This is a genomic window from Janthinobacterium sp. Mn2066, from assembly GCF_049319705.1.
Taxonomy (GTDB): Bacteria; Pseudomonadota; Gammaproteobacteria; order Burkholderiales; family Burkholderiaceae_D; genus Janthinobacterium.
Genome location: NZ_JBMOUF010000003.1, coordinates 41,166 through 53,433, shown reverse-complemented (window position 1 = coordinate 53,433; position 12,268 = coordinate 41,166). Strand labels below are relative to the sequence as shown.

General features: G+C 63.6%; 7 protein-coding genes. All 7 read right to left on the bottom strand.

What is annotated here, in order from left to right; genetic code table 11:
* Window positions 1–115: 115 nt before the first annotated feature.
* The gene (locus tag ACL9RI_RS06545; RefSeq protein ID WP_422725780.1) at window positions 116–1,132 is read right to left on the bottom strand and encodes a succinylglutamate desuccinylase; all 1,017 of its coding nucleotides are present in this window, start codon (window positions 1,130–1,132) and stop codon (window positions 116–118) included.
* A complete protein-coding gene (locus tag ACL9RI_RS06540) occupies window positions 1,132–5,835 on the bottom strand; it encodes an NAD-glutamate dehydrogenase domain-containing protein (protein WP_422725779.1) in 4,704 nt (1,567 codons plus the stop codon). Before ACL9RI_RS06540 ends, ACL9RI_RS06545 begins: the two co-directional genes overlap by 1 nt.
* Window positions 5,836–5,988: 153 nt before the next feature.
* Window positions 5,989–7,329 (bottom strand): N-succinylarginine dihydrolase, encoded by a 1,341-nt coding sequence (astB, locus tag ACL9RI_RS06535; protein WP_422725778.1) that lies wholly within the window; start codon window positions 7,327–7,329, stop codon window positions 5,989–5,991.
* 9 nt (window positions 7,330–7,338) lie between these two features.
* Window positions 7,339–8,820 (bottom strand): succinylglutamate-semialdehyde dehydrogenase, encoded by a 1,482-nt coding sequence (astD, locus tag ACL9RI_RS06530; RefSeq protein WP_422725777.1) that lies wholly within the window; start codon window positions 8,818–8,820, stop codon window positions 7,339–7,341.
* On the bottom strand, window positions 8,813–9,859 hold the full coding sequence (astA, locus tag ACL9RI_RS06525; protein WP_422725776.1) for an arginine N-succinyltransferase: 1,047 nt from the start codon (window positions 9,857–9,859) through the stop codon (window positions 8,813–8,815). The genes astD and astA overlap by 8 nt, the downstream gene beginning before the upstream one ends.
* A 12-nt stretch (window positions 9,860–9,871) precedes the next feature.
* Window positions 9,872–10,903, bottom strand: coding sequence for an arginine N-succinyltransferase (locus tag ACL9RI_RS06520; RefSeq protein ID WP_422725775.1), 1,032 nt, complete (start codon window positions 10,901–10,903; stop codon window positions 9,872–9,874).
* Window positions 10,904–11,005: 102 nt separating this feature from the next.
* Window positions 11,006–12,247 carry an acetylornithine/succinylornithine family transaminase gene (gene astC / locus ACL9RI_RS06515; RefSeq protein WP_422725774.1) on the bottom strand — a complete coding sequence of 414 codons (1,242 nt, stop codon included), beginning with the start codon at window positions 12,245–12,247 and terminating at the stop codon, window positions 11,006–11,008.
* Window positions 12,248–12,268: the final 21 nt, after the last annotated feature.

Below are 12,268 nucleotides of genomic sequence, written 5' to 3'. Positions count from 1 at the left end.
CTAAACCACGCACGATTGACTGATGCACAATTATTTCCAAAAAGCATTTTTGCCATGAAAAAGCGCCAGGCGGGTTACCCCGGCCGGCGCCATGTGCCAATCAAACGCAAGAAAATCAGGACACGCGCACCACCATCAAGCCCGCGCGCAAGCCCACGCGCACGTCCGGATTCGGAAATACCACCAGTTCTTCCGCATGCTGGACCTTATAGCGCACGTCACCATCGCTGGCGATCAAGGCATGCTGCGGCAAGGCGGTGAAGTTTTGCGTGCTGCGGTCAAAGGCCATGCGGAAATCATCGCTGTGCTTGATGATTTCCTGCGCCACCTTGAACACGTGGGGCGCCGCCTTGACGGGTTGCGCAGGGCCCCCGCGCAGCAAGCCATCAAGCGCCCGCGACACCTCGTCGAACAGCGACAAATCGTTCTGTCCCAGGGTGCCCACGCGGCCCAGCTCCACCGTGCTGGCGGCCGCGCCAAAATGCTCGGCCGAGTAATAGCTGTAAGTACCCGCCGATTGCGGATTCATGATGATGGCGCCGATGGCCGCCTGGCCCAGCCAGTCGATCAGCTGCGCCTTGGCGACATCGGGCACCAGGTCGGGCACGATGGCAAATGTGGGATACACCGAAGGCCGGATCGCCGTGTGCAAATCCAGGTGCCAGCGCACGGGACCGGCGCCGCTGAAAAACGCGCTGGTGGCGGCGATCATGTCGTCGGCGCGCGCCGCTTCGGCAGCACTGGCCAGCGCGCCGCGCACGGGACGGAACATGCGGTTCAGGTCAGCGTCGATAAAACGCTTGCCCGCCCGTATCGCATCGACATTGCCTACGCAAACGAGCAGGTCGACGGCCAGCGCCGACGCATCGCGCGACAAGGCGTCGAGCAGATAGGCCAGCACTTCGATCGGCCCCGTCTCGTCGCCATGCACGCCGACCGAGACGGCCACGCTGGGCCGGTGCACATCGGCGCTGGCATGCCTGACCTGCAGCATGCCGGGCGCCGGCAGGGCCACGGCGAAACCGGCGTCGGCAAACAGCCGCGCCACGGCGCTGAAGTCGGCTTCGGCCAGCGCCTGCACGGCCGGCGGCAAGCCGCCGGACTGTGCACCTTGAAAGGCGTCTTGCGTCATTACACGGCCGCTTCCGTCGTGACTTTATTGACCGCCTCGGACAAGGTCCAGACGTCCAGCATGGCTTGCTCCAGCTCCGTCGCCGCCACATAGGCCGACAGACCCAGCGCACCGGTCACCGCATCGACCGCCTGGCCAGCACCTGCGTCGGCACGCGCCAGCACCTGTGTCAACAGACGCTGCTGGGTACGGCGCAGGGCTTGCTGCGCATAGCTGCGCAACTGTTCCTGCGATTTACCGGACGCCGCCAGTTTCAAACCGCGCTCCAGGGTATCGATACCGGCCTGGCTACGCAGGGCCAGGCCCACTTGCAAAAAGGCCGCCAGGTCCATCGAGGCCGGACGCTGCACCGACAGCGCAGGGAACAGGAAGCCGGCGACCACTTCCAGCGCATCGACCGCATCCCAGGCCAGCACGAAAGCCGGGCTCAGGCCAGGCGTCAGCGATGCTTCCGACTTGACGCCGACCGATTTGAGCAAGCTACGCTTCGATTCCACGCCAAACAGACGGGTCAGTTCAGCCAGGCCGGCGCCACGCAATTGGTCCGCCGGGATAGCCAGCACGCCGGCGATCATGGTTTGCTGCAGTGCGCGCGTTTGTGCATCGACCTTGATCGACACGGCGCGTGGAATCGTCAGGGCGTCGGCATCGAGCGCGTCAAACACGGGCGCCAGGTTCAGGGCGACCCATGCCTGGCCCCAGGCCAGGATCACGGCCGACTCGTCGACGCCATGTTCCGCCGCCAGGTCGCGCAGCATCAATGGACCGCAGCGGTTGACCACTTCATTGGCCAGCACGGTCGCCAGAATGGCGTTGGCCAGCGGGTGGTCGAGCGCAGAGCGGGTCGCCACCAGCAACGATGGGAAGTACGGCGTGAGGACCGGCGCTGCCCAGGTTTCATCCGTCAGCGGCAGGCTGGAGAGGATGCGCTTGTAGCGGTTCTTCACGTTGGCGATCACCACCGCCAGTTCGGGCGTCGTCAAGCCACGGTTATCGAGCTTGCGGCGTGCCAGTTCGGCCACCGATGGCAGCTGCTCCAGTTCGCGCGACAGGGCGCCCTCTTCTTCCAGGCTGGCGATCAGGGCGGCGTAGCCATCCTGCACCGCGCCCTCGCTTTGCGCCTGCAATTCGCGCACCAGCAAATGCGTCTGCTGCGTGTTGTCGCGCAAGACCAGGCGTTCCACGTCATCCGTCATCGCATACAGCTCGCGGTTGCGGTCCGCTTCGGACAATTTGCCCGCATTGACTTCCACGTCCAGCCAGATCTTCACATTGACTTCATGGTCCGAGCAATCCACGCCGGCCGAGTTGTCGATCGCATCGGTGAAGATGCGGCCACCGGCCAGCGCGAATTCGATACGACCCGCCTGCGTCGCACCGAGGTTGCCGCCTTCGGCTACCACTTTCACGCGCAGCTCATTGCCGTTGACACGGATATGGTCATTCGCGCGGTCTTTCACTTGCGCGTGGGTTTCCGTGGACGCCTTGATATAGGTACCGATACCGCCGTTGTAGAACAGGTCTACCGGCGCTTTGAGGATGCGGTGCATCAGTTCTTCCGGCGCCAGCGAGGTCTCGCTGATATCGAGCGCAGCGCGGATTTCCGGCGACAGCGCGATCGTGCGCGCGGAGCGTGGGTAGACGCCACCACCGGCCGAGATCAGCTCCTTGTTGTAGTCATCCCACGACGAGCGCGGCAAGGCGAACAGGCGTGCACGCTCTGCAAACGAAACGGCGACATCCGGTGTCGGGTCGAGGAAGATATGGCGGTGATCGAATGCGGCCACCAGTTTGAGCTGGCGCGACAGCAGCACGCCGTTGCCGAACACGTCGCCCGACATATCGCCCACGCCCACCATGGTGATCGGGGTGGTGTTCAGGTTATGGTCCATTTCATAGAAATGGCGTTTCACCGCTTCGAATGCGCCCTTGGCCGTGATGCCCAGTTTTTTATGGTCGTAGCCATTCGAGCCGCCCGAAGCAAATGCATCGCCCAGCCAGAAACCGCGCTGCACGGCGATGCCGTTGGCGATATCGGAGAAGGTCGCCGTGCCCTTGTCGGCCGCCACCACCAGGTAAGGATCGGCTTCATCGAAGCAGACCGTGTCAACTGGCGGCACGATATTGCCCAAGGAACGGTTGTCGGTGACCTCCAGCAGGCTGGAAATGAACAGGCGGTAGACGGCTTCGCCTTCGGCCGCGATGGTTTCGCGCACGGCGTCCTGCGGCATCATCTTGCAGACAAAACCGCCCTTGGCGCCGGCCGGCACGATGACGGCATTCTTCACCATCTGGGCCTTCACCAGGCCCAGTACTTCGGTGCGGTAGTCTTCCATGCGGTCGGACCAGCGCAAGCCGCCACGGGCTACCGGGCCGCCGCGCAAATGCACGCCTTCGAAGCGGCGCGAGAAGACAAAGATTTCGCGGTAAGGACGCGGTTCCGGCACCAGCGCCAGGCTGCTGGTATCGAACTTGAAGATGATCTTGTCGCCGGCTTGACCATTCTGGAAGTAGTTGGTGCGCAGGGTGGCGCTCATCAGATCGGCCAGCGCGCCGAGGATTTCTTCGGTATCCGCATGGTTGATCGATGGCAGGCCAGCCTTGATGGTGGCCAGCGACGCCAGGGCGGCGGCGTGCTGCTCGCCGGACAGCGCTGGATTGAAGCGCTGCAGGAAAGCGTCCACCAGTGCCTTGACGTGGGCCGGCTGCTTGCGCAGGCTTTCGGCAATGTAGCGCACCGAGAAGCGGCTGCCCGTCTGGCGCCAGTAACTCATATAAGCGCGCACCAGCTGCACTTCGCGCGTCGACAAACCGCCTTCGATGACCAGGCCATTCAGGCGGCCATCTTCGGCCGTATCGTTGAACAGGGCGGCAAACAATTCCTGCGCCACCGTGACGACTTCCGGCTGTGCCAGTTTGGCGGCGCTGGCGGCATCGACCGTCAGGCTGGTGACATAGTAGCGCGTACCGTCGCTCGATGAAATCGAATAGGTCTGTTCGCGGTCAATCGCCACGCCGGCGTTATGCAGCGCCGGCAAGATCGCCGACAGCGATGGCACGCGGTTGGCCGAGTAAAGGCGGATGGTGGTGACGTCGCCCGTCTCGATGCGCGCCGAAATGTGGGATGGATCGCCATTGCGCAAGATGGTGTCGAGGTCGCGCACGGCCACGGCTGGCGCGGTGGCGGCCACGTAATCGAGCGGCAAGGTAGCGCACAGCTTGCGCAAGCGGGTGCGCAGGGCCACGTCGGGCACGGCGTCGGCGACGGCCGAAAAACCATTGTGCCAGCCATCGAGCACGCCCAGCAGCGGTTGTTCGATATCCGTTTCCAGGTCCAGCGGATAGCGCGCGGCATGGGCGATCAGGTAGACGCGCGCCAGCGGGCCGTCGGCCACCAGGGTTTGCATGCTGACGTGGGTAGCGCCCGAGCTGCGTTGCAGGGCCTTGGCCAGGCTGGAGGCGACACTGGCGCTATAGCGCTCGCGCGGCAGGTAGACCAGCACGTTCAGGTGGCGCGCATACACGTCGCGGCGCGCAAAGACCTTGGTGCGCGGCTGCTTGTACAGCGAGACGACGGCGCCGCATACTTGCGCCAGCCAGTCGAGCTCCGCTTCCAGCGCTTCGGTGCGCGGCAGCGATTCGAGAATTTCACGGAATTTCTCGGCGCGGAAGCCTTGCTGGCGCACGCCGGCCAGGCTCAATACCTTGGCCACGCGGCCGCGCGCAAACGGCAGCGCCGCCAGCGGAGTGGAATTGCCGGCGCGGGTAAACAAGCCAACGAAGCAATGCTCGCCCAGGATCGCGCCTTGCGCGTCGGTGTCGCGCACGCCGATAAAATCGAGCTGCTGGTCGCGGTGCAAGGTGCCGGCCACGTCGGCCTTGACGATGGACAGCGCCGATACACGCTTGGACAGCGTATCGAAATCGCCGGGGATATTCGCCAGGCAGCTGCCGTAGACCGGGTGCGCCGTATCCTGCAGCACGCCGATGCGGCTGGGGATATCGCGTTCCAGTTCGCGCACACCCGGCTTGACGCGGTAATAGGCATAACCGAAGACTTCAAAACCACCGTTGCGCGCCCACTCCAGGAAGGCCGCCACTTCCGCGCCTTCTTCGCCCTGCTGTGACGCAGCGGCAGCGACAGCCGCCAGGCGCTCGCTCATGGCGCCCGCATCGCGGCGCACGACGGCGGCGTCGCGCGCCACCAGGTCGATCGCGGCAACCAGCGCGGACAACGCTTCGGGCGCCAGTTCTTCATCCAGCAGGCACAGTACATACGATTCGAGCGGATCGCCAGCCTGGCGCACGGCTTCCACCTTGCCATCGGCCGCGCGGCGCACGGGCAGCACTGTATTCATCACGCCGCGCACGGCCAGGTGCTGGCGGCGCATGGCCATGACGATGGAATCGACCAGGTAAGGCATGTCCTGGTTCAGGATCAGCAAGGCGCTGGCCGTGCCGCCACGGCCATCGGCGTAGCGCAAAGTAGCGATCTGGCAGCCACTGCCGGTACGCTGCGCCGCCTGCGTGAAGCCGTCCACCAGCACGGGCGCCAGGCTTTCGGGCGCAATATCGGCCAGGTCTTCGGCGTCGAGCGAGTCGAGCCAGGCTTGTACCAGTTGAACAACCGGCGCAGGAACGCTGCCAGCCTTATTGACCAGCTCCAGCGTTTGTGTGCGCAAATCTTGTGGCGTTTGATTCATCTTGCATCTCCATTACGGTCATGTGAATGTCCAACGCTGTCGTTCGGGCTTGTGGCTGGGCGGCAGCGCTGTTAAAAGACGGGGGTCGCCCGTCCAATTCTGTCTGTACTACGAATAGTCTGTCCCTGATTTCTTGTTTATTTTTTCTATCGCCTACAAATCATACAATCCCGGTAAGTTGAGGATGATCGTCAATTCTTCAAGCGCTGCATGCACTTCCAGCGCCAGCTGCGGATCGGCCAGGTCGCCCGGTTCCAGATGGTCGCGGTAATGCTGCCCGACCCAGGCCACCAGGCGATGGTACAGCGTTTCCGTCATGATCACGCCCTGGTGCATGGCGCGCGCTTCCGTCTCGGTCAACGCCACGCGCAGGCGCAGACAGGCCGGGCCACCGCCATTGCGCATGCTCTGGCGCAAATCAAAATGGATCAATTCATCGACCGGCCCGCCGCTGGCCACCAGGCCTTCCAGGTAGCGTGAAACGGCCTTGTTTTCCTGGCATTCCTGCGGTATCACCAGCGCCATCTTGCCGCCATCCTTGCTCAGCAACTGGCTGTTGAACAGATAACTGCTGACGGCGTCCGCGATCGGCACCTGGCCCGTGTCCACGCGCAGCGCCTGCAGTTCGGCGCCGGTGGCGGCCACGGCACGGTGCAGCTGCGACAGGCTGGCCTCTTCATCGGCAAATGCCTGCTCATGGTAGAACAGCACATTGCCATTGCCGACGGCGATCACGTCGTTGTGGAAAACGCCCTGGTCGATCACGTCCGGGTTTTGCTGCACGTAGACGGTGCGCCTGGCATCGAGGCCATGCAGGCGCGCCACGGCTTGCGAAGCTTCCAGGGTCTGGCGGGCCGGGTAGCGTTTCGGTGATGGCGCCGACGGGTCGAATTCCACGCGGCCATATACGAACAGTTCCACCGAGGGCGCGCCGTGGGACGCGCCCAGGCGCGTGTGGTTGGCCGCGCCTTCGTCGCCAAAGGCGGGCGTCGAGGGCAGCGCATCGTGCACGGCGAAGTGCTGTTCGTCCTTGAAAATGGCGCGCAGGCTGCGCGCCGATTGTGCATGTTCAAACGCGCGGTGCAATTTGTTATTCAGGTTGGCGGCCGTGAAATGCACGCGGCCATCCTGCGTGTCGGCCGACGGGCTGACGGTGGCGGCATTGGCGGTCCACATGGGCGAAGCGGAATACGCACACGCCAGTATCACCGGCGACTCCTTGTAGGCACGCGCCAGCACTTCGGCGTCGCTACCCGTAAAGCCGATACTGCGCAGCAGGCGGAAGTTGGGCCGGTCCTGCGGCGGCAGCAAGGCTTGTGCAAAACCGCGCGCGGCCAGTGCGCGCATCTTGGCCAGTCCCTGCAAGGCTGCCTGCTTCGGATTCGAAGCGCTTTTCACATTGCTGAACGAGGCCACGTTGCCAAACGAGAGCCCCGCGTAGTTATGCGATGGGCCGACCAGGCCGTCAAAATTGTATTCGCGCGTGCTATGCATGGTATTCCTTTAAAAATTCAGGCCGGGCGACAGCTTGGCCGGCATTTCCAGTACGCCATTCTCGATCGAGGCGACCGGGTAGGCGCAGTAATCGGCCGCGTAATAAGCGCTCGGGCGATGGTTGCCTGATTTACCGATGCCGCCGAACGGCGCCGTGCTGGCTGCGCCCGTGGTCGGGCGGTTCCAGTTGATGATGCCGGCGCGGGCGCGCACCTGGAAGGTTTGCCACAAGGCCGGATCGTCCGACAACAAGGCTGCCGCCAAACCGAATTCGGTGGCGTTCGCCACTTTCAGGGCAGTCTTGAAGTCGGCCACGCGTATCACTTGCAGCAAGGGGCCGAACCACTCTTCGTCGGGAATGCCGGTGGCATTGGTCACGTCGACGATGCCGGCCGTGACGAAGCCTGCCTGCGGATTCAACTGGCGCATCTGCAGCAAGCTGACGCCACCTTTCGCGACCATATCGGCCTGCGCCTGCACCAGGCGCGCGGCCACGGCGGCGGAGACCACAGGGCCCATGAACGGTTGCGGCTGGGCGTCGGATGCGCCTATGCCCAGTTTGCCCGCCACTTCCACCAGGCGCGCCACAAAGGCGGCACCGGCGGCGTTATCCTGCACCACGAGGCGGCGCGCGCAGGTGCAGCGCTGGCCGGCCGACACAAACGCGGAGAAAATCGCGTGGTGCACGGCGGCGTCCACGTCCTGGATATCCCACACCACCAAGGAGTTATTGCCGCCCATTTCCAGCGCCAGCATCTTGCCCGGCTGGCCGCCGAACTGGCGGTGCAGGCTGACACCCGTCTGGCAGGAACCCGTAAACAGCACGCCGTCGAGCAAAGGCTGGGCGCCCAGCGCCACGCCCGTGTCGCGACCGCCGTTGACGAGGTTGATCACGCCATTGGGCACACCGGCCTGCTGCCACAGCTGCACCGTTTTCACGGCGCTACGCGGCGCATATTCGCTGGGTTTGAAGACCACGGTGTTACCGGCGATCAGGGCCGGCACGATGTGGCCATTGGGCAGGTGGCCGGGGAAGTTATACGGGCCGAACACGCCGAACACGCCATGCGGGCGGTGGCGCAGCACGGCGTCGCCATCGGCGACTTTGCTTTGCGTGATGCCGGTGCGCGCGTTGTACGACTGCACCGAAATATCGATCTTGTTGGCCATGGTGGCCACTTCCGTGCGCGATTCCCACAGCGGTTTGCCCACTTCTTCCGAGATCAGCAGCGCCAGTTCTTCGGCATGTTCCTTCAACAGGTCGCGGAAGCGTACACAGATGGCGATACGTTCTTCCACCGGTGTCTCGGCCCAGCCTTCAAACGCGTCGCGGGCAGCCTGGCAAGCCTGTTCCACCTGTGCCGGGGTCGCTTCCAGGCTGGCCCAGGTCTGCTTGCCGTTCGATGGATCGACGGTGACCAGTTCACGGCCGCCGCCAGCGCTCCAGGCGCCGTTGATGAAGTTCGATTGCGTGCTATTGAGATCAGGCATGGGGATTCTTCCTCGGGTTGAGTGACAAGGTGCGCACGGTGTCGCCGTGCTGGCAACGCAGCAGCTGCAGTTCATCGTCGGACAAGGCCAGCTTGCCGCCGTGCGGATTCGCGTTCGAGACGATCATGCGGAAATCCTGTAAATCGGTGTTCGATACCAGGTAAGGCTCGGCGTCGGCGGTCTCGTCACCCAGTGCTTCCGCGTCGGCAAGCACGGCCGGCATGCTGTCGCGCATGGCGCGCAGTTCCGACACGCGCGCCTGCAGCACGGGACCGGCGTCGAAAATATCGACATAGCCTTCGAAGTGCAGGCCTTCCTGTTCCAGCAGCCGGCGCGCCGGCGCCGTGCTCAGATGCACCTTGCCGATCACTTCCTGCGCTTCGTCGGGCAGGTAGGCAACATACATGGGCTGGCGCGGCATCAGCTCGGCGATGAACGATTTCTTGCCCAGGCTGGTGAGATCGTCGACGTGGTGGAAATCCATCTTGAAGAAATGGCGGCCCAGGCCTTCGTAGAACGGCGAGCTGCCGTCCGGCGCCTGGTAGCCGCGCATTTCGGCGATCAGCTTTTCCGTGAACAGCTGCGGGAACTGGGCGATGAACAGGAAGCGGCTTTTCGACAGCAGCTTGCCGTTGTTGCCGCTGCGGTAGTCGGGGTGCAAAAACAGCGAGCACAGTTCGGTGCTGCCCGTCAGGTCATTCGACAGGTACAGCGTTTCCATGCGCGTAAACACATCGAGTTCGCGGCTGGAATGAACCAGGGTGCCGATGCGGTAGTTATAAAACGGCTCTTCCAGGCCCACCGCGCCCTTGATGGCGCACACGCCGGCCAGGCGGCCCGTGTCGGTGTCTTCCATCACGAACATATAGTCGCGCTGGGGCACGGGGATGGTTTCGGCAAACGAGGCGCAGGCGATTGCCAGGCGGTCGCCCAGCATTTTCATGTCGGGCTTGAGGGTGGTCATGCCGGTGCCGACCTGGCTGGCCAGGTCGTACAGGGCGTCCAGGTCATTGGCGTTGATGGCGCGTACTACTAGCATACAATGTCTCCCTTAGATGCGTACGCAAATGACGCTGTCGCCGGCGGACACGGCCAGCGCTTCGAGCAGTTCGGCCGGCAGGCCGACCGTGTCCTGCGCTTCGAGCGCATCGCAGCTGAACGTCACGGCGCGGAAATTGCGCTCGGCGCCGGAAGCGATCGCATAGTTTACTTTCAGGCCGGTGCGGCTGGGCGCGGCGCCCAATACGGCGCGGCGCGTGAGCGAACCGGTGAACGAGCGCAGCGAATTCTTGTGGGCTTGCAGGATAGGGCCGCCATCGAAAATGTCGATGTAATCGTCCGCTTCAAAGCCTTCCTCCGTCAGCAGATTAAAAGCCAGCTCGCCGCTCGGGTGGATCTGGCCCATGGCCGCCTGCGCGTCGCCTGGCAGCAGCGGCACGTACACGGGGTAATGCGGCATCAGTTCGACGATCAGGGTGCGGTTGCGCGCCCCGCCGATGACTTTTTCGGCATCGAGAAAATCCATCTGGAAGAACTTGCGGCCCAGCGCATCCCAGAATGGCGACTGGCCGTCGCTATCGGTGATGCCGGCCAGCGGCACGAAGAAGCGGTCGCCGAAACGGTGCGGCGCCAGGACAGCAAACAGCAGGCGCGCACGCGACAGCAAGGCCGCTTCCAGGCCCGCCTGGTCCATATTGCGCACATAGAAACCGGACAATTGCGAGTACGCCGTCAGCTCCGAACACAGGGTCAGCGCATGCACGCTGTGGCTGATGTTCAGGTCGCGCGAGACTTGCTGGATGACGTCGTTGCGGAAAGAAAAATAGGTGCCGTTCGAGCCGGCCGAGGCAAAGATGGCGGCCGTGCCGGCAATGCTCTTGTCGAGCAGGGATTCAAGCACGAAGAGATACGACTCTTCGCTGGGGATGTCGACGTGGGCGGCAAACGAGGCGATGGAGCGCTCGACGGAGGCGGCGATTTTCTCGCGCGTCTTCGGCAGGGTATGGACACCCGGCATGGTTACCGCGGCCAGCGCTTCGAGGGCCGCGATATCTGCAATTTCTACCGGACGGACAACATACATGGATACTCCTTCAATGCAGATGATACTGGGGCAGAACCAAGACGGCCCGCGGCTAGGCCGCGGGCCGGTGCGATCACATGGAGATCACGAGGTGATCAGGACTCAGGCCTTGATCAGGCTTTCCACGGCAGCGCGCAGCAGGCGGCCAGCTTCAGCGATCTGTGCGTCCGAGACGATCAGGGCCGGCGCCAGGCGCACCACGTCCATGCCGGCGATCAGCACCATCAAGCCTTGCAGCTCGGCCGCTTTCTGGATGTCTTTCGCGCGGCCTTTGTAGGCATCGCTGACGACCAGGCCCAGCAGCAAACCGCTGCCGCGCACGGCCGAGAACACTTGCGGGTAGTCCGTGATCAAGCCTTGCAGCATGGCGATGGTGGCCACGCTGGCTTCCTTGACGCGGGCCAGGAAGGCTGGCGTGTTGATCGTTTCCAGCACTTTCAGGGCCACGGTGGCAGCCAGCGGGTTGCCGCCGTAGGTGGTGCCGTGGGTGCCGACGGCCAGGGTTTGCGCCAGCGCATCGGTGGTCAGCATGGCGCCGATCGGATAGCCATTGCCCAGGGCCTTGGCAGCCGTCAGGATGTCTGGCGTGACGCCATAACCCATGTAGGCGAACAGCGCGCCGGTGCGGCCCATGCCGGACTGGACTTCATCAAAAATCAGCAGGGCGCCGGTCTTGTCGCACAGGGCGCGCAGTTCCTTGAGGAATTCCGGATTGCCAGGCACCACGCCGCCTTCGCCTTGTACCGGCTCGACGATCACGGCGCACACGTCGTCGCCGATGGCGGCGCGCGCCGCTTCGATGTCGTTGTAGGCGATATGGTTGATTTCCTGCGGCAGCGGCTCGAAGCCTTCCGTGTACTTGGCCTGGCCACCGACGGAGACCGTGAACAGGGTACGGCCATGGAAGGAGCTGAAGCAGGAAATAATGCGCGATTTATGCGCGCCAAACTTGTTGTGCGCGTATTTGCGCGCCAGTTTCAGGGCCGCTTCATTGGCTTCCGCGCCGGAATTGCAGAAAAACGCGCGGTCGGCGAAGGTCGCTTCCGTCAGCGCTTGCGCCAGGCGCAGCACGGGCTCATTGGTGTAGCCGTTGCCCAGGTGCCACAGCGAATTGATTTGCTTGGTCAAGGCATCGACCAGTACCGGATTGCAGTGGCCCAGGCTGGTCACGGCAATGCCGGAAGTGAAATCGAGGTAATGCTTGCCGGCCTGGTCCCACAGGTCCAGGCCAGCGGCACGCACCGGCACCATGGCGGCGGGAGCGTAGGTAGGCACCAGGAACTGGTCAAAGGTTTCCCGGGTGACTGGGCGCGCGGTTACGGTCGAATCAAGCTTGGCATTCATAGCATTTCCCCATCAGTATGT

Coding starts and splice junctions, on each gene's coding strand:
- ACL9RI_RS06545 (WP_422725780.1), bottom strand. CDS start 1,132: ATGACGCAAGACGCCTTTCAAGGTGCACAGTCCGGCGGCTTGCCGCCG.
- ACL9RI_RS06540 (WP_422725779.1), bottom strand. CDS start 5,835: ATGAATCAAACGCCACAAGATTTGCGCACACAAACGCTGGAGCTGGTC.
- astB (WP_422725778.1), bottom strand. CDS start 7,329: ATGCATAGCACGCGCGAATACAATTTTGACGGCCTGGTCGGCCCATCG.
- astD (WP_422725777.1), bottom strand. CDS start 8,820: ATGCCTGATCTCAATAGCACGCAATCGAACTTCATCAACGGCGCCTGG.
- astA (WP_422725776.1), bottom strand. CDS start 9,859: ATGCTAGTAGTACGCGCCATCAACGCCAATGACCTGGACGCCCTGTAC.
- ACL9RI_RS06520 (WP_422725775.1), bottom strand. CDS start 10,903: ATGTATGTTGTCCGTCCGGTAGAAATTGCAGATATCGCGGCCCTCGAA.
- astC (WP_422725774.1), bottom strand. CDS start 12,247: ATGAATGCCAAGCTTGATTCGACCGTAACCGCGCGCCCAGTCACCCGG.